This window comes from Kosakonia sp. YIM B13588, from assembly GCF_042788165.1.
In the GTDB taxonomy this organism is placed as follows: Bacteria; Pseudomonadota; Gammaproteobacteria; order Enterobacterales; family Enterobacteriaceae; genus Kosakonia; species Kosakonia sacchari.
This window is the reverse complement of sequence record NZ_JBHZPO010000013.1, coordinates 82,173-100,442: the sequence shown is the minus strand read 5'-3', so window position 1 is coordinate 100,442 and position 18,270 is coordinate 82,173. Positions and strand designations below refer to the sequence as shown.

Annotated in this window: 13 protein-coding genes; 11 read left to right on the top strand and 2 right to left on the bottom strand. The window is 54.9% G+C overall.

What is annotated here, in order from left to right:
* Positions 1 to 86 precede the first annotated feature (86 nt).
* The 5 genes from ACFX4U_RS19620 (at position 87) to gntU (ending at position 5,050) form a co-directional block, all read left to right on the top strand.
* Positions 87 to 1,124 (top strand): oxidoreductase, encoded by a 1,038-nt coding sequence (locus ACFX4U_RS19620; RefSeq protein ID WP_313509913.1) that lies wholly within the window; start codon positions 87 to 89, stop codon positions 1,122 to 1,124.
* 123 nt (positions 1,125 to 1,247) lie between these two features.
* A complete protein-coding gene (locus ACFX4U_RS19615) occupies positions 1,248 to 1,943 on the top strand; it encodes a pirin family protein (protein ID WP_200551355.1) in 696 nt (231 codons plus the stop codon).
* Between the two features lie 104 nt (positions 1,944 to 2,047).
* On the top strand, positions 2,048 to 3,043 hold the full coding sequence (gene gntR, locus ACFX4U_RS19610) for a gluconate operon transcriptional repressor GntR (RefSeq protein ID WP_200551356.1): 996 nt from the start codon (positions 2,048 to 2,050) through the stop codon (positions 3,041 to 3,043).
* A 136-nt stretch (positions 3,044 to 3,179) separates the two neighbouring features.
* Positions 3,180 to 3,713: a gluconokinase gene (gene gntK, locus ACFX4U_RS19605; protein ID WP_313509912.1), complete on the top strand. Its 534-nt coding sequence runs from the start codon at positions 3,180 to 3,182 to the stop codon at positions 3,711 to 3,713.
* The gene (gene gntU / locus ACFX4U_RS19600) at positions 3,710 to 5,050 is read left to right on the top strand and encodes a gluconate transporter (RefSeq protein ID WP_289892067.1); all 1,341 of its coding nucleotides are present in this window, start codon (positions 3,710 to 3,712) and stop codon (positions 5,048 to 5,050) included. The genes gntK and gntU overlap by 4 nt, the downstream gene beginning before the upstream one ends.
* A gap of 36 nt (positions 5,051 to 5,086) precedes the next feature.
* Here gntU and ACFX4U_RS19595 read toward each other — a convergent pair whose 3' ends face one another.
* The gene (locus ACFX4U_RS19595; protein WP_017459552.1) at positions 5,087 to 5,680 is read right to left on the bottom strand and encodes a YhgN family NAAT transporter; all 594 of its coding nucleotides are present in this window, start codon (positions 5,678 to 5,680) and stop codon (positions 5,087 to 5,089) included.
* 172 nt (positions 5,681 to 5,852) lie between these two features.
* On the opposite strand from ACFX4U_RS19595, the gene asd reads away from it, so the two are divergent.
* From asd to glgP, 6 genes are all read left to right on the top strand, one after another.
* Positions 5,853 to 6,959 (top strand): aspartate-semialdehyde dehydrogenase, encoded by a 1,107-nt coding sequence (gene asd / locus ACFX4U_RS19590; RefSeq protein ID WP_313509904.1) that lies wholly within the window; start codon positions 5,853 to 5,855, stop codon positions 6,957 to 6,959.
* Between the two features lie 258 nt (positions 6,960 to 7,217).
* A complete protein-coding gene (gene glgB / locus ACFX4U_RS19585; protein ID WP_305734793.1) occupies positions 7,218 to 9,404 on the top strand; it encodes a 1,4-alpha-glucan branching enzyme in 2,187 nt (728 codons plus the stop codon).
* The gene (gene glgX, locus ACFX4U_RS19580) at positions 9,401 to 11,377 is read left to right on the top strand and encodes a glycogen debranching protein GlgX (RefSeq protein ID WP_313509901.1); all 1,977 of its coding nucleotides are present in this window, start codon (positions 9,401 to 9,403) and stop codon (positions 11,375 to 11,377) included. Before glgB ends, glgX begins: the two co-directional genes overlap by 4 nt.
* 14 nt (positions 11,378 to 11,391) lie before the next feature.
* Positions 11,392 to 12,684 carry a glucose-1-phosphate adenylyltransferase gene (gene glgC, locus ACFX4U_RS19575; RefSeq protein ID WP_200551361.1) on the top strand — a complete coding sequence of 431 codons (1,293 nt, stop codon included), beginning with the start codon at positions 11,392 to 11,394 and terminating at the stop codon, positions 12,682 to 12,684.
* Positions 12,685 to 12,766: 82 nt separating this feature from the next.
* The gene (gene glgA / locus ACFX4U_RS19570; RefSeq protein ID WP_200551362.1) at positions 12,767 to 14,200 is read left to right on the top strand and encodes a glycogen synthase GlgA; all 1,434 of its coding nucleotides are present in this window, start codon (positions 12,767 to 12,769) and stop codon (positions 14,198 to 14,200) included.
* 18 nt (positions 14,201 to 14,218) lie between these two features.
* Positions 14,219 to 16,666, top strand: a complete 2,448-nt coding sequence (glgP, locus tag ACFX4U_RS19565; protein ID WP_305734795.1) for a glycogen phosphorylase — start codon at positions 14,219 to 14,221, stop codon at positions 16,664 to 16,666.
* A gap of 76 nt (positions 16,667 to 16,742) precedes the next feature.
* Here the strand turns inward: glgP and glpD are convergent, their stop codons facing one another.
* Positions 16,743 to 18,248, bottom strand: coding sequence for a glycerol-3-phosphate dehydrogenase (gene glpD, locus ACFX4U_RS19560; RefSeq protein ID WP_349350391.1), 1,506 nt, complete (start codon positions 18,246 to 18,248; stop codon positions 16,743 to 16,745).
* Positions 18,249 to 18,270: the final 22 nt, after the last annotated feature.

Here is an 18,270-nt window from a genome sequence, read left to right as displayed (position 1 = left end):
CTTGCCGCCTTTTGGGAAAAGGGGCAGGGACACGTCCTTTGCAGATGCGCTATGGTTGTGAGAGTCAACTTAAGAAGGACTGGATTATGACTTTACATTGCGCCTTTATCGGCTTTGGTAAAAGCACCACCCGTTATCACCTCCCGTATGTTCTGCACCGCAAAGACAGCTGGTATGTGGCGCACATTTTTCGCCGCTATCCGAAGCCGGAAGAGCAGCATCCACAGTATCAACATATTCACTTCACGAGCGATATTGACGACATCTTTAATGATCCGCAGGTAAAACTGGTGATCGTCTGTACCCATGCCGACAGCCATTTCGACTACGCGAAGCGCGCACTGGAAGCAGGGAAAAATGTGCTGGTGGAAAAACCGTTCACCCCAACAATGGCAGAAGCGGTAACGCTGTTCGAGCTGGCAAAACGCAAAGGCCTGACGGTAACGCCGTACCAGAATCGCCGTTTTGACTCCTGCTTCCTCACCACGAAAAAGGCGATTGAAAGCGGCAAACTCGGCAACATCGTGGAAATTGAAAGCCATTTTGATTACTACCGCCCGGTAGCGGAAACCAAACCCGGATTGCCGCAGGATGGCTCATTTTATGGCCTTGGCGTACATACGATGGATCAAATCATTTCGCTGTTTGGCCGCCCGGATCACGCTGCGTATGACATCCGCAGCCTGCGTAATAAAGCCAACCCGGACGATACTTTCGAGGCCCAGCTGTTTTACGGCGATTTGAAAGCCATCGTCAAAACCAGCCATCTGGTGAAGATTGATTACCCGAAATTTATCGTCCATGGCACCAAAGGGTCGTTTATTAAATACGGTATCGATCAGCAAGAAACCAGCCTGAAAGCCAATATCATGCCGGGCGAACCCGGTTTTGCCGCTGACGACAGCAAGGGCGTTCTGGAATATGTGAATGCGGCGGGTGAAACGGTGCGGGAAGAGGTAGCTCCGGAAACAGGTGACTACGGACGCGTCTACGATGCGCTATACGAAACGCTTTCAAACGGTGCGCCAAATTACGTCAAGGAATCTGAAGTTCTCACCAACCTTGAACTGCTGGAACGCGCCTTTGAACAGGCTTCTCCTGCCACGATAACCCTCGCGAAATAACCGAAAAAGGCTCCTCATAACTTGTTCACTTTTTTTGAACAGAGGAGTCAATTTTCACCCTCTATGATCGTTGGTCAATTGCGTCCACACTTACTCCATCGAAAACATACGGGGGTAAAAAACATGATCTTCTTACGCAAAGCAAATGACCGTGGCCATGCAAATCATGGTTGGCTGGATTCCTGGCACACCTTCTCGTTTGCCAACTATTACGACCCAAATTTTATGGGTTTCTCGGCACTGCGGGTGATTAACGATGACGTTATCGATGCAGGTCAGGGCTTTGGCACTCACCCGCACAAAGACATGGAAATCCTGACGTATGTGCTGGAAGGTGCGGTTGAACACCAGGACAGCATGGGCAACAAAGAGCAGGTTCCTGCGGGCGAGTTCCAGATTATGAGCGCCGGTACTGGGGTGCGTCACTCGGAATACAACCCGAGCAAAACTGACCGTCTGCGCCTGTACCAAATCTGGATTATTCCAGAAACTAACGGTATCACGCCGCGCTATGAACAGCGCCGCTTTGATGCGTTGCAGGGCAAACAACTGGTACTGTCGCCGGATGCGCGTGATGGTTCGCTGAAAGTGCATCAGGATATGGAGCTTTACCGTTGGGCGCTGTTGAAAGATGAGCAGTCTGTCCACCAGATCGCCGCCGAACGCCGCGTGTGGATCCAGGTCGTAAAAGGCGAAGTCACCATCAACGGGACCAAAGCCACCACCAGCGATGGTCTGGCAATTTGGGATGAGCAGGCTATCTCGGTGCATGCCGATAGCGACAGTGAAATCCTGCTGTTCGATCTGCCGCCGGTATGATGTTGGTTAAATAAATGACGCAACCTCCTGGTTTTGGCCGGAAGGTTGCGCGTTGTCCGTGATAAACTGAGAAAATCTCTCACTCAGAATAAAATGTCAGGACGATGAAAAAGAAAAGACCCGTACTTCAGGATGTGGCCGATCGCGTTGGCGTGACCAAAATGACCGTTAGCCGATTTTTACGTAACCCGGAACAAGTTTCCGTCGCGTTACGTGGCAAAATCGCGGCTGCACTTGATGAACTGGGTTATATTCCGAATCGGGCTCCCGATATTCTCTCCAACGCCACCAGCCGGGCAATTGGCGTGTTACTTCCCTCTTTGACCAACCAGGTTTTTGCTGAAGTTTTACGCGGCATTGAAAGCGTTACCGACGCGCACGGGTATCAAACCATGCTGGCGCACTATGGCTACAAAGCTGAGATGGAAGAAGAGCGCCTGGAATCGATGCTTTCGTGGAACATTGATGGCCTGGTCCTTACCGAACGTACCCATACCCCGCGCACGCTGAAAATGATTGAAGTTGCTGGTATTCCGGTGGTGGAGCTAATGGACAGCCGCTCGCCGTGCCTCGATATCGCCGTTGGCTTTGATAACTTCGAAGCGGCACGGCAGATAACGTCAGCCATCATTGAGCGCGGCCACCGTCGGGTCGCTTATCTCGGCGCGCGCCTGGACGAACGTACTATCATCAAACAGAAGGGTTACGAGCAGGCGATGCTGGATGCGGGTTTAACGCCATACAGCGTGATGGTGGAGCAATCATCCTCTTACACCGCTGGCATTGAGTTGATGCGCCAGGCGCGCCGCGAGTACCCTCAGCTTGACGGAATTTTTTGTACTAACGATGACCTTGCCGTTGGCGCGGCGTTTGAGTGCCAGCGTCTGGGGCTGAAAATTCCGCAGGATATGGCAATCGCCGGGTTCCACGGTCACGACATTGGCCAGGTAATGGAGCCGCGTCTGGCAAGCGTGCTCACGCCGCGTGAACGCATGGGGCGTATTGGCGCTGAACGCTTACTGGCGCGCATTCGTGGTGAGTCAGTTACGCCGAAAATGTTAGATTTAGGTTTCACTTTGTCACCGGGCGGATCTATTTAGTCTGACAAATTTGAACTAGCTCACACTTATTTATCTCTGGCACGAATGGATATTGCTTCTCCATTACCCCGGCAGGACAATGTTACCGATAACAGTTACCCGTAACAATTCACTCTTGCACCTGTGGGGGCTACCCTTGAGCACGACTAACCTTGATCACCACGTTTATGTTCTGATGGGCGTTTCAGGCAGCGGCAAATCCGCTGTCGCCAGCGAAGTGGCGCATCAGTTACATGCCGCGTTTCTCGACGGCGATTTCCTCCATCCGCGCAGCAACATCACCAAAATGGCGTCCGGTGAACCGCTGAACGACGATGACCGCAAACCATGGCTGCAGGCGCTGAACGACGCCGCTTTCGCCATGCAGCGCACCAACAAAGTGTCGCTGATTGTTTGCTCGGCGCTGAAAAAACACTATCGCGACCAGCTGCGCGACGGTAACCCAAACCTCTCTTTCATCTACCTGAAAGGCGATTTCGAGGTGATTGAAGGCCGTCTGAAAGCGCGTAAAGGGCACTTCTTCAAAACGCAAATGTTGGTAACGCAGTTTGAAGCGCTGCAAGAACCGGGTGCGGATGAGCCGGATGTTCAGGTTGTGGATATTGACCAGCCGCTGGATGGTGTTGTTGCCAGCACCATTGAAGTCATTAATAAAGGCAGTGCTAAGTGAGTACATTAACGCTTGTTTTAACAGCAGTAGGCTCGGTTTTGCTGCTGCTGTTTTTAGTGATGAAAGCGCGTATGCACGCTTTCGTTGCTTTGATGGTGGTTTCCATTGGTGCAGGGCTTTTTTCCGGGATGCCGCTGATTAAAATCGCGCAGACCATGGAAAAAGGGATGGGCGGCACGCTCGGCTTTCTGGCGATTGTGGTCGCGCTCGGCGCGATGTTCGGCAAAATCCTTCACGAGACCGGCGCGGTGGACCAAATCGCCGTCAAAATGCTCCACTCTTTCGGCCACAACCGCGCCCATTACGCGATTGGTCTGGCGGGGTTGATTTGTGCGCTGCCGCTGTTCTTTGAAGTAGCGATTGTTCTGCTGATTAGCGTGGCGTTTTCCATGGCGCGTCATACCGGCACCAACCTGGTGAAACTGGTGATTCCGCTGTTCGCCGGCGTTGCGGCAGCCGCGGCGTTTCTGCTGCCAGGGCCTGCGCCAATGCTGCTGGCATCGCAGATGCACGCTGATTTCGGCTGGATGATCCTGATTGGCCTGTGCGCGGCGATTCCGGGCATGTTGATTGCCGGTCCGCTGTGGGGCAACTTTATCAGCCGCCATGTGGAGCTGCACATTCCTGATGATGTTAGCGAGCCGCACCTGGGCGAAGGCAAAATGCCCTCGTTCGGTTTCAGCCTGTCGCTGATTTTGCTCCCGCTGGTGCTGGTGGGGATGAAAACCATCGCCGCGCGTTTCGTCACCGAAGGCAGCAATTTGTACGACTGGCTGGAGTTTATCGGTCATCCGTTCACCGCGATCCTTGTTGCGTGCCTGGTGGCGATTTATGGCCTGGCGATGCGTCAGGGGATGCCGAAAGACCGCGTTATGGAAATCTGCGGTCACGCGCTGCAACCGGCGGGCATTATCCTGCTGGTGATTGGTGCAGGCGGTGTGTTCAAGCAAGTGCTGGTGGATTCCGGCGTTGGCCCGGCGCTGGGCGAAGCGCTGACCGGCATGGGCTTGCCAATTGCGATTACCTGTTTTGTGCTGGCCGCTGCGGTGCGCATTATTCAGGGTTCCGCCACGGTTGCCTGCCTGACGGCTGTTGGCCTGGTAATGCCAGTTATTGAACAGCTGCATTTCAACGGCGCGCAGATGGCGGCACTCTCTATCTGCATCGCGGGCGGTTCGATTGTGGTAAGTCATGTCAACGACGCCGGTTTCTGGCTGTATGGCCGCTTCACCGGCGCAACCGAAGCGCAAACGCTGAAAACCTGGACCATGATGGAAACCATCCTTGGCACCACCGGTGCGATTATCGGGATGATCGCCTTTTCACTGTTGAGCTAAGTTTGCACACCCTCTCCCGGCGGGAGAGGGTTGGTTTTACCCCTTCATCCACACCCGAATCCCATCCAGGAACATCTGGGTGGCGAGCATCACCAGAATCAGCCCCATCAGCCTTTCCAGCGCGTTAACCCCTTTCTCGCCGAGCAGGCGCAAAAACAGCGACGATTGCAACAAGATAGCCACGGTGCCGCCCCAGGCAATCAGCAGCGCAATCACCAGGTGACTCATTTGATTCGGATATTGATGGGAAAGCAGCATTAACGTTGCCAGCAGTGTTGGGCCTGCCACCAGCGGAATAGCCAGAGGAACAATAAACGGCTCTTCGCCAGCGGGCAGCCCAGAGCTGCTACCGGATTCGCTGGGAAAAATCATCTTAATGGCAATCAGGAACAGAATGATGCCGCCGGAGATAGAAACCGTCTCCGCGCGTAAATTGAGCAGCGCGAGGATTTTCTCCCCGGCGAAGAGGAAGATAAACATCACCAGCAGCGCAATCAGCAGCTCGCGGATCATGATCGCCCGTCGGCGCTTTGGCTCGGTGTGTTTCAGTACCGACATAAAGATGGGCAGATTGCCCAGGGGATCCATAATCAGGATCAACAACACGGTGGCGGAGATGATATCAGTCATTCACTCTTATCCCTGACGCAGGCAGCAAAATTACAGTAATTAGCTGCATTTCTGATACGTTCGCGATCATTGATTAATTTCACTTGCGACTTTGGCTGCATTTTGTAATGTGGCTATTCCCAGTGGGATACTGGTTCGTATACACAGCACACACCTTCGCAGGAACTTCGCTATGAAAAATGTTGGTTTTATCGGTTGGCGCGGAATGGTCGGCTCCGTTCTCATGCAGCGCATGATTGAAGAGCTCGATTTCGACGCCATTCGCCCTGTCTTCTTTTCCACTTCCCAGTTTGGGCAGGCTGCACCCGCGTTTGGCGGAAGTACAGCAGGCACGCTTCAGGACGCATTCAATCTGGAAGCGCTGAAGGCACTCGACATCATTGTCACCTGCCAGGGCGGCGATTATACCAACGAAATCTATCCAAAGCTTCGTGAAAGCGGCTGGCAGGGTTACTGGATCGACGCGGCTTCCTCTTTACGCATGAAAGATGACGCCATCATTATCCTCGACCCGGTTAACCAGGCGGTGATCAACGACGGTCTGAACAAGGGCGTGAAAACCTTCGTCGGCGGTAACTGCACCGTCAGCCTGATGCTGATGTCGCTCGGCGGGCTGTTTGCCAACGATCTGGTGGAGTGGGTTTCCGTTGCCACTTACCAGGCCGCATCCGGCGGCGGCGCGCGCCATATGCGTGAACTGCTGACGCAAATGGGCCAGTTGCACAGCCATGTTGCCGCCGAGCTTGCCGATCCGGCGTCAGCGATTCTGGATATCGAACGTAAAGTGACCGCGCTGACCCGCAGCGGCGAATTGTCGGTCGATAACTTTGGCGTACCGCTGGCGGGCAGCCTGATCCCGTGGATCGACAAACAGCTTGATAACGGCCAGAGCCGCGAAGAGTGGAAAGGTCAGGCTGAAACCAACAAAATTCTTAACACTGGCAATGTCATTCCGGTTGATGGCCTCTGCGTGCGTATCGGCGCGCTGCGCTGCCACAGCCAGGCGTTCACCATCAAGCTGAAAAAAGACGTGTCGATTCCGACCGTCGAAGAGCTGCTGGCGGCGCATAACCCGTGGGCGAAAGTGGTGCCAAACGATCGAGAGATCAGTATGCGCGAACTGACGCCAGCCGCCGTCACCGGCACGCTGACCACGCCGGTTGGTCGTCTACGTAAATTGAACATGGGACCGGAGTTCCTCTCGGCCTTCACCGTAGGTGACCAGTTGTTATGGGGTGCGGCCGAACCGCTGCGTCGCATGTTGCGCCAACTGGCGTAACAGAGTTCACCACCACAAGGGGCGCTACGGCGCCCTTTTTTTGTGCTTTTTTGCCAGAAAGAAGCACAGATGTGTTTATTTTCTCAAGTGTTGAAAAGTGTTGGCTATGCTTTAGACAAGGTGTCGGAACATCTTGCCTGAAGATGGGACGGAGCAGAGAGGATGCACATTTGGTGCTGCGCCGTTCAGGTCAAAAAAGTGTCGCAACCGGACTTACTACGGTGGAAGGTGCGATGCCACAACAACAGGATGAGAACCATGTCCGTTCGTGTTGATAAAGACGTCATTAACGCGCTTATTGCGGGTCATTTTGCTGATCCTTTTTCGGTGCTGGGGATGCACCAGACCGAAGCGGGTCTGGAAGTACGTGCGCTGCTGCCTGATGCCACCGAAGTGTGGGTTATCGAGCCGAAAACCGGGCGCAAAGTGGGAAAACTGGAGTGCCTGGATTCCAGGGGCTTCTTCAGCGGCGTGATGCAACGCCGTAAAAACCCTTTCTATTATCAGTTCGCCGTTATCTGGCACGGCCAACAAAACCTGATTGACGATCCCTACCGTTTTGGCCCGTTAATCCAGGATATGGATGCCTGGCTGCTGAGCGAAGGCACGCATATGCGGCCTTACGAAACGCTGGGTGCGCACGCTGATACGGTCGATGGCGTGGTTGGAACGCGTTTCTCCGTCTGGGCGCCGAATGCGCAGCGCGTCTCGGTAGTGGGGCAATTTAACTACTGGGATGGCCGCCGCCACCCGATGCGCCTGCGTCGGGAAAGCGGTATCTGGGAGCTTTTCATTCCCGGTGCGCTCAATGGGCAGCTCTATAAATTCGAGATGATTGATGCGCACGGTAAGCTGCGTATCAAAGCTGATCCTTACGCGTTTGAGGCGCAAATGCGGCCCGACAGCGCGTCGCTGATTTGCGGCTTGCCGGGCAAGAAAACGCAGAGCGAAGAGCGCAAACGCGCCAATGAATTCGATGCGCCAATCAGTATCTATGAAGTTCATCTGGGCTCCTGGCGTCGCCATACCGACAACAATTTTTGGCTCAGCTATCGCGAGCTGGCGGATCAGCTCGTGCCTTACGCGAAATGGATGGGGTTCACCCATCTAGAGTTGATGCCTGTGAATGAACACCCGTTCGATGGCAGCTGGGGTTATCAGCCTACCGGCCTGTACGCGCCAACCCGCCGTTTTGGTACGCGCGATGATTTCCTGCACTTTATTCATACCGCGCATGCTGCCGGTTTAGGGGTGATCCTCGATTGGGTGCCGGGCCATTTCCCGTCGGATGACTTTGGTCTGGCGGACTTCGACGGTACCAAACTCTACGAGCACAGCGATCCGCGTGAAGGCTATCACCAGGACTGGAACACGCTGATTTATAACTATGGCCGCCGGGAAGTGAGCAACTATCTGGTCGGTAACGCGCTGTACTGGATTGAGCGCTTCGGCATTGACGCTCTGCGCGTGGATGCGGTGGCGTCGATGATCTATCGCGACTACAGCCGTAAAGAGGGGGAATGGATCCCCAATGAATACGGGGGGCGCGAGAACCTCGAAGCCATCGAGTTTTTGCGCAATACCAACCGCATCCTCGGTGAGCAAGCGCCCGGTGCCGTGAGCATGGCGGAAGAGTCTACCGATTTCGCTGGCGTGTCGCGCCCGCCATCGCAAGGCGGGTTGGGCTTCTGGTACAAATGGAACCTCGGCTGGATGCACGACACGCTGGATTACATGAAGCTTGATCCGGTGTTCCGCAAATACCATCACGACAAGATGACCTTCGGTATTCTCTATAACTACACCGAAAACTTTATTCTGCCGCTTTCCCATGACGAAGTGGTGCATGGTAAGAAATCGATTCTTGACCGTATGCCCGGCGATGCCTGGCAAAAATTCGCCAACCTGCGCGCCTATTACGCCTGGATGTGGGCGTTCCCCGGTAAAAAACTGCTGTTTATGGGCAACGAATTCGCACAGGGCCGCGAATGGAACCACGACGGCAGCCTCGACTGGCACTTGCTGGAGGGCGGTGATAACTGGCATCACGGCGTGCAGCGGCTGGTGCGCGATTTGAACCAGGTTTACCGCCATCATAAAGCGCTGCACGAGCTGGACTTCGACCCGTACGGTTTTGAATGGCTGGTGGTGGATGATCATGAAGCTTCGGTATTTGCCTTTGTCCGCCGTGATAAACAGGGCAATGAAATCCTCGTTGTCAGTAACTTTACCCCCGTGCCGCGCCCGGATTACCGCATCGGCATTAACCAACCGGGGCGCTGGCGCGAAGAGTTAAACAGCGACTCAATGCATTACCACGGCAGCAATACCGGCAATGGCGGCGTGGTGCACAGCGACGCGATCGCCAATCGCGGGCGTGAGCACTCCCTGCTGCTGACCATACCGCCGCTGGCGACTATCTGGCTGGTGCGGGAGGGCGAATGAGCAAGCTGACGACCGGAAAAGCGACGCCTCACGGCGCACATGTGCAGAGAGACGGTGTGAACTTTACGCTGTTTTCCGCCCATGCTGAGCGCGTGGAGCTGTGCCTGTTCGATGACGAAGGCAATGAACAGCGCGTCGACTTACCCGGTCGCACCGGCGATATCTGGCACGGTTTTCTGCCGGGCGCGAAGCCGGGCTTGCATTACGGCTACCGTGTTCATGGCCCGTGGGAACCCGCTCGTGGGCACCGTTTTAACCCGGCCAAATTACTGCTCGATCCGTGTGCGCGGCGTGTTGAAGGCGAAACGCTCGACAACCCGCTGTTTCACGGCGGTTATGACGCGCCGGATCCCCACGATAACGCCGCGCTTGGCTTACGCAGCGTGGTGGTGCATGAAAACTACGACTGGGAAGATGACGCGCCGCCGCGCATCCCCTGGGGTAACACGGTCATTTACGAAGCGCATGTCAAAGGGCTGACGTGGCTGCACCCGGAGATCCCGCAGGAAATACGCGGCACCTACAAGGCGCTGGGCCACCCGGTGATGATCAACTGGTTTAAACAACTGGGGATCACCGCGCTGGAATTATTGCCGGTGGCGCATTTCGCCAGCGAGCCGCGCCTGCAGCGGCTGGGGCTGTCTAATTACTGGGGCTACAACCCGCTGGCGCTGTTTGCGCTGGAACCCCGCTACGCCAGTAATCCGGCGCAGGCGATGACTGAGTTTCGCGATGCGGTAAAATCGCTGCATCGGGCAGGGATCGAAGTGATCCTCGATATCGTCCTCAACCATAGCGCTGAAAGCGACCTCGACGGGCCGACCTTCTCCCTGCGCGGCATCGACAACCGAAGTTATTACTGGATTCGCGAAGATGGCGACTACCACAACTGGACCGGCTGCGGTAACACGCTCAATTTGAATAACGCCGATGTGGTGGATTACGCGCACGCCTGCCTGCGTTACTGGGTGGAGACCTTTCATGTGGATGGTTTTCGCTTTGACCTGGCCTCGGTGATGGGGCGCACGCCGGAATTCAGCCAGCAGGCACCGCTGTTTAACGCCATTAAAAACGATCCGCTCCTGCGCTCTTTGAAGCTGATTGCCGAGCCGTGGGATATCGGCCCCGGTAGTTATCAGGTGGGGAACTACCCGCCACCTTTTGCTGAGTGGAACGACCATTTCCGCGATGCGACGCGCCGTTTCTGGCTCGAACAATCCCTCTCATTAGGAGAGTTCGCCGGGCGCTTTGCCGCGTCCAGCGATGTGTTCAAACGTGATGGCCGCCTGCCATCGGCCTCTGTCAATCTGATCACCGCGCATGACGGTTTTACGCTGCGGGATTGTGTCTCTTTTGACCATAAACATAACGAAGCCAATGGCGAAGACAACCGCGACGGTACCAACAGTAATCACAGTTTCAATCACGGAACAGAAGGATTAGGCGGCAGCCTTGATGTGGTTGAAAGACGGCGTGCGAGCATGCACGCGCTCTTAACCACGTTACTGCTTTCGCAAGGCACGCCAATGCTGCTGGCTGGCGACGAAATGGGGCATAGCCAGCACGGCAATAACAATGCTTATTGCCAGGATAACGCATTAACCTGGCTTGACTGGAGCCAGGTGGATAGCGGGCTGGTGACTTTTACCGCCGCGCTTATCCATTTGCGCCAGCGTATTCCTGCGCTCACGCGTGACGCGTGGTGGGAAGTGGGTGACGGCAACGTCGCCTGGTTAAATGACGAAGGGCAACAGCTCACGCCGCAGGCGTGGCAAAACGGGGTGCACCGCTTACAGATCCTGTTATCAGACAGCGTGTTAATCACCCTCAATGCCACCGCAGAAGTTGCAGAAATGGCTTTACCCGCAGGTGAATGGTGCGCCATTCCGCCTTTTGCCGGAGAGGACAATCCGGTCATCGTCTCTGTCTGGCACGGGCCCGCGCATGGAGTGTGCGTATTTCAGCGGTCATAAAAAAGGAGTCAGTCATGGTGAGATTAGATAAGAACGACCCAACAATGCTGGCGCGCCAGTTGCCACTAAAATCTGTTGCCCTGATCCTGGCGGGCGGCCGGGGAACGCGTCTGAAAGATTTAACCAAAAAACGCGCCAAACCCGCGGTGCACTTCGGTGGCAAGTTCCGCATCATCGACTTTGCGCTTTCCAACTGCATCAACTCCGGCATTAGGCGAATTGGTGTCATTACGCAATACCAGTCGCATACGCTGATTCAACATATTCAGCGCGGCTGGTCTTTTTTTAATAACGAAATGAATGAGTTTGTCGATCTGTTGCCCGCTCAGCAGCGCGTACACGGGGAAAACTGGTATCGCGGCACGGCGGATGCTGTCACGCAGAATCTCGACATCATTCGTCGTTATCGCGCGGAGTACATCGTCATTCTGGCGGGCGATCACATCTACAAGCAGGACTACTCGCGCATGCTGATTGATCATGTCGAAAAAGAGGCGCGCTGTACCGTTGCCTGCCTGCCGGTGCCCGTACATGAGGCCACCGCTTTTGGCGTAATAGCCGTGGATGAGAACGACAAAATAATCGACTTCGTGGAGAAACCCGCGTCGCCGCCCAGCATGCCAGGGGACGACAGCAAGGCGCTGGCCAGCATGGGGATCTATATTTTTGATGCGGAGTATCTGTACGACCTGCTTGAGCAGGACGATGAGAATGAAAATTCCAGCCATGATTTTGGCAAGGACATCATTCCGCAGATAGTGAAGTCAGGCATGGCGTATGCACATCCGTTCCCGTTGTCCTGCGTGCAGTCTGATCCTGATGCCAGCCCATACTGGCGGGATGTCGGTACGCTCGAAGCCTACTGGAAAACGAACCTTGATTTAGCCTCGGTGATGCCGGAACTGGACATGTACGATCAAAATTGGCCTATCCGTACCTATAATCAATCTTTACCCCCGGCGAAATTCGTCCAGGACAGGTCGGGCAGCCACGGCATGACGTTGAACTCGCTGGTATCCGGCGGTTGCGTTATTTCAGGATCGGTTGTTGTGCAGTCGGTGTTGTTCTACCGCGTGCGCGTCAACTCATTCTGCAATATCGACTCTTCGGTCTTGCTGCCGGAAGTGTGGGTGGGGCGCTCCTGTCGCCTCCATCGCTGCATTATCGACAGAGGCTGCGTGATACCGGAAGGAACGGTGATTGGTGAAAATGCGGAAGAAGATGCGCGTCGCTTTTACCGTTCCGAAGAAGGCATTGTGTTGGTCACACGTGAAATGCTGCGCAAATTAAAAGCTGAAAGCATCTGATTATAACCTTGCGCGGAAGGGGTCCGCGCGCTGTTTCCCCATTTCTGGCATCAAGGCCAACGGGTTTTGAACAGGAGCGATAATGCAGGTTTTACATGTATGTTCTGAGATGTTTCCGTTGCTGAAGACCGGGGGTCTGGCAGACGTGATTGGCGCGTTGCCTGCGGCACAAATTGCCGGTGGTGTTGATACTCGCGTTCTGTTGCCTGCGTTCCCTGATATTCGTCGCGGTGTGAGCGATGCGAAAGTGGTGTCCCGGCGTGAGACATTTGCTGGCCATATTTCGCTGTTATTCGGTCACTTCAACGGGGTGGGGATTTACATGATCGATGCGCCGCATCTGTATGATCGGCCCGGAAGTCCCTATCACGACACGAATTTGTTCGCCTATACCGACAACGTGCTGCGTTTTGCGTTACTCGGTTGGGTCGGCAGCGAAATGGCCAGCGGACTTGATCCATTCTGGCGCCCGGATGTGGTGCACGCGCACGACTGGCATGCAGGGTTGGCACCGGCTTACCTCGCGGCGAAGGGGCATCCGGCCAAGTCGGTGTTTACGGTGCATAACCTTGCCTATCAGGGCATGTTTTATGCACAGCATATGAATGACATCGAACTGCCATTGTCGTTCTTTAATATGCATGGGCTGGAGTTCAACGGACAGATTTCGTTTCTCAAGGCGGGGTTGTATTACGCGGATCATATTACCGCCGTCAGCCCGACGTACGCGCGCGAGATCACCGAACCGCAGTTCGCCTATGGTATGGAAGGGCTGTTGCGCCAGCGCCAGCAAGAAGGGCGTTTGAGCGGCATCCTGAACGGCGTGGATGAAAAAATTTGGGATCCGGCCACCGATTTGTTGCTCGGTGCGCGCTACACGCGCGATACGCTGGAAGAAAAAGCGGAAAACAAACGCCAGTTGCAGGTAGCGATGGGGCTGAAAGTGAACGACAAAGTTCCGTTGTTTGCGGTGGTGAGCCGCCTGACCAGCCAGAAAGGGCTGGATCTGGTGCTCGAAGCCTTGCCTGGGCTTCTGGAACAGGGTGGGCAACTGGCGCTGCTCGGCGCGGGCGATCCGGTGTTGCAGGAAGGGTTCCTCGCCGCCGCCGCGGAACACTCCGGGCAGGTGGGGGTGCAGATTGGTTACCACGAAGCGTTCTCGCACCGCATTATGGGCGGGGCGGATGTGATTCTGGTGCCGAGCCGCTTTGAACCCTGCGGCCTGACGCAATTGTATGGCCTCAAGTACGGCACGCTGCCATTAGTGCGCCGCACGGGCGGGCTGGCGGATACGGTTTCCGACAGTTCGCTGGAAAACCTGGCGGATGGCGTCGCCAGCGGTTTTGTCTTTGAAGATAGTAATGCCTGGTCGCTGCTTAGGGCCATCAGGCGTGCTTTCGTGTTGTGGTCCCGTCCATCGCTTTGGCGTTTTGTGCAACGTCAGGCGATGGCGATGGATTTTAGCTGGCAGGTCGCTGCGCAGTCATACCGCGATCTTTACCTTCGGTTGAAATAGTTTTCCAGGAATCATTATATGAATGCACCTTTTACTTATGCTTCACCTACGTTAAGTATTGAGGCGTTAAAACATTCGATTGCCTACAAACTGATGTTCACCATCGGTAAAGATCCGGCTGTCGCCAATCGCCACGAATGGCTGAACGCCACGCTGTTTGCCGTGCGCGATCGGCTGGTGGAGCGCTGGCTGCGTTCTACCCGTGCACAGCTCTCTCAGGAAGTGCGTCAGGTTTACTACTTGTCGATGGAGTTTCTGATTGGCCGCACCCTTTCTAACGCCTTGCTCTCACTTGGTATCTATGACGATGTGAAAAACGCGCTGGATGAAATGGGGTTCGACCTTGAAGAGCTGATTGATGAAGAGAACGACCCCGGTCTTGGCAACGGCGGGCTGGGTCGCCTTGCGGCCTGCTTCCTGGATTCGCTGGCGACGCTGGGATTGCCCGGTCGCGGTTATGGCATTCGTTACGACTACGGGATGTTCAAGCAGAACATCGTTGACGGGCGGCAGAAAGAGTCGCCGGATTACTGGCTGGAGTACGGCAACCCGTGGGAGTTTAAACGCCACAACACGCGCTACAAAGTGCGGTTTGGCGGGCGCATTCAGCAGGAAGGCAGAAAGAGCCGCTGGGTTGAAACCGAAGAGATCCTGGCGGTTGCCTACGATCAGATTATCCCCGGCTACGATACCGATGCGACTAACACGCTGCGTTTGTGGAACGCGCAGGCGAGTAGTGAAATCAACCTCGGCAAATTCAACCAGGGTGACTACTTTGCCGCCGTGGAAGATAAAAACCACTCGGAAAACGTCTCCCGTGTCCTCTACCCGGATGATTCAACCTACTCCGGTCGTGAGTTGCGTCTGCGTCAGGAGTACTTCCTGGTCTCCGCGACGGTGCAGGATATCCTCAGCCGCCACTATCAGCTGCACCAGACTTTTAGCAATCTGGCAGACAAAATTGCCATTCACCTCAATGACACTCACCCGGTGCTGTCGATTCCCGAACTGATGCGTCTGCTTATAGACGAGCATAAATTCGACTGGGATGACGCGTTTGAGGTGACTTGTCAGGTCTTCTCTTACACCAACCACACGTTGATGAGTGAGGCACTGGAGACCTGGCCGGTAGATATGCTGGGTAAAATTTTGCCGCGCCATCTGCAAATCATCTTTGAGATTAATGATTATTTCCTCAAGACTTTGCAGGAGCAACACCCGAATAACACCGATTTGTTGAGCCGCACGTCGATTATTGACGAAGCCAGCGGACGCCGCGTACGTATGGCCTGGCTGGCGGTGGTGGTGAGCCATAAAGTGAATGGCGTTTCCGAGCTGCACTCCAATTTAATGGTCCAGTCGCTGTTTGCCGATTTCGCAGAAATCTTCCCGATGCGTTTTCTCAACGTCACTAACGGCGTGACGCCACGGCGCTGGCTGGCGCTGGCGAACCCGTCGCTTTCGCATGTGCTGGATGAAAATATTGGTCGCACATGGCGTACCGATCTCAGCCAGTTGAGCGAACTGGAGCAGCATATTGATTACCCGACGGTGAACCAGGCGGTGCGCCAGGCGAAGCTGGAGAATAAAAAGCGGCTGGCGATCGTTATCGCCCAGCAACTGAACGTGGTGGTGAACCCAAAAGCGCTCTTCGATGTGCAGATCAAACGCATTCATGAATATAAGCGCCAGTTGATGAATGTGTTGCACGTTATCGTGCGTTATAACCGCATCAAGGCCGATCCCACGGCGCAATGGGTGCCGCGCGTCAATATCTTCGCCGGTAAGGCCGCGTCTGCTTACTACATGGCAAAACACATCATTCACTTGATCAATGATGTCGCGCAGGTGATCAACAACGATCCGCAGATTGGCGACAAACTGAAAGTGGTCTTTATCCCCAATTACAGCGTCAGTCTCGCGCAGGTCATTATTCCGGCGGCGGATCTTTCCGAGCAGATTTCACTGGCGGGCACGGAAGCGTCCGGCACCAGTAATATGAAGTTTGCCCTCAACGGCGCGCTGACGATTGGCACGCTGGATGGCGCGAATGTTGAGATGCAGGAACACGTTGGCGAAGAGAATATCTTTATCTTCGGTAACACGGCGGATGAAGTGGAAGCGCTGCGGCGTAAAGGCTATAAGCCACGTGAATACTACGAGAAAGATGAAGAGTTGCATCAGGTGCTGACGCAAATCGCCACTGGCGTGTTTAGCCCGCAGGAACCCGGGCGCTACCGCGATCTCGTCGATTCATTGATCAACTTTGGCGACCATTATCAGGTACTGGCGGATTTCCGGAGCTATATCGACTGCCAGGAAAAAGTGGATGAGCTCTATCGCCACCCGGAAGAGTGGACCAATAAAGCGATGCGCAACATCGCCAATATGGGGTACTTCTCATCGGATCGCACTATTCAGGAATATGCCGAGAATATCTGGAATATCAAACCGGTTCGGCTGTAATAAAAAAACCTCTCCCGGTTGGGAGAGGTTCCTTCTCTTGCAATGCCACTCTCCCATAGGGAAGAGATTGATTCTGTTACGACGCCAGCGACAGTTCCGCTTTATGATGACGCGTTAACCATTGCGCTACGCGCGACTGCTCTTCCGCATTCAGCCACATGCCGAGTTTGGTGCGACGCCAGATAGCGTCGTCCAGGCGTCTTACCCATTCGTGTTCGACCAGGTAACGCAGTTCGGCTTCATACAACTCGTGACCGAAATTCTCGCCTAACTCTTCAAGGCTGGTGGCATTCGCCAGTATCAACTCGCTGTTGCTGCCGTAAGTGCGGGCGTAATGGCGCGCCAGTGATTCGCTGATAAACGGATAACGGCGGCGCAATTTGGCGGCGTAATCATCGCGATCGCCGGCAATATCCCCGCCTGGTAATACGCAGCTTTTCGTCCATGCCGGGCCAATGCCTTTGTAGTACGGCGTCAGTTTTTCCAGCGCGTGTTCGGCCAGCTTGCGGTAAGTGGTCAATTTGCCGCCAAACACTGACAACAGCGGCGCTTTGCCGTTTTCGTCGTGAATATCCAGCGTATAGTCACGGGTGATGGCCTGCGGTGAATCGGATTCGTCATCGCACAGCGGACGTACGCCGGAGTAAGTCCAGACAATATCTTCACGACTCAGCTGTTTCTTGAAGTGACCGTTATAGACTTTCAGCAAGTAGTTGATCTCGTTTTCGTCGATCTCCACGTGCTTCGGATCGCCTTTATATTCCACATCCGTGGTGCCGATAATCGAAAACTCATCCATCCACGGAATTACAAAGACAATACGCTTATCTTCGTTTTGCAGGATATACGCCTGTTTTTGCGCGTGTGCGCGCGGCACCACAATATGGCTGCCTTTGATCAGGCGAATGCCGTACGGGGATGGCAGATGCATGCCGTCATCGAAGAATTCTTTCACCCATGGGCCGGTGGCGTTAACCAGACCGCGCGCCTGCCAGCTGAATTTTTCTCCGGTGTCGATATCTTCCGCTTCAACAATCCACATGCCGTTTTCGCGGCGTGCGCTGGTGGCGCGGGTGCGGGTCATCACTTTACCGCCTTTTTGTTCCACCATCTGCGCATTGGCCAGTACCAGACGCGCATCGTCCACCCAGCAGTCAGAATATTCGAAACCGCGCACGATTTCCGGTTTCAGCACCGATTCTGCGCCAAAACGCAAACCGCGGGATGCAGGCAAACTGGTGCGTTTACCGAGGTGATCGTACATAAACAGACCAATGCGGATCATCCATGCCGGGCGCAGGTGCGGGCGGTGCGGAAGACGAAAACGCATCGGGAAAGCGATGTGCGGTGCCATTTTCAGCAGCACTTCGCGCTCGGCCAGCGCTTCGCTCACCAGGCGGAATTCGTAGTGTTCAAGGTAGCGCAGGCCGCCGTGAATCAATTTGGAGCTGTTGCTGGATGTCGCGCAGGCGAGATCCTGTGCTTCCAGCATCAGCACGGATAAACCACGCCCTGCGGCGTCAACCGCGATACCGGCACCGTTAATGCCCCCGCCTATCACAATCAGATCTTTGGTTTCCATGCTGTCCTCATGCACTTTCGTT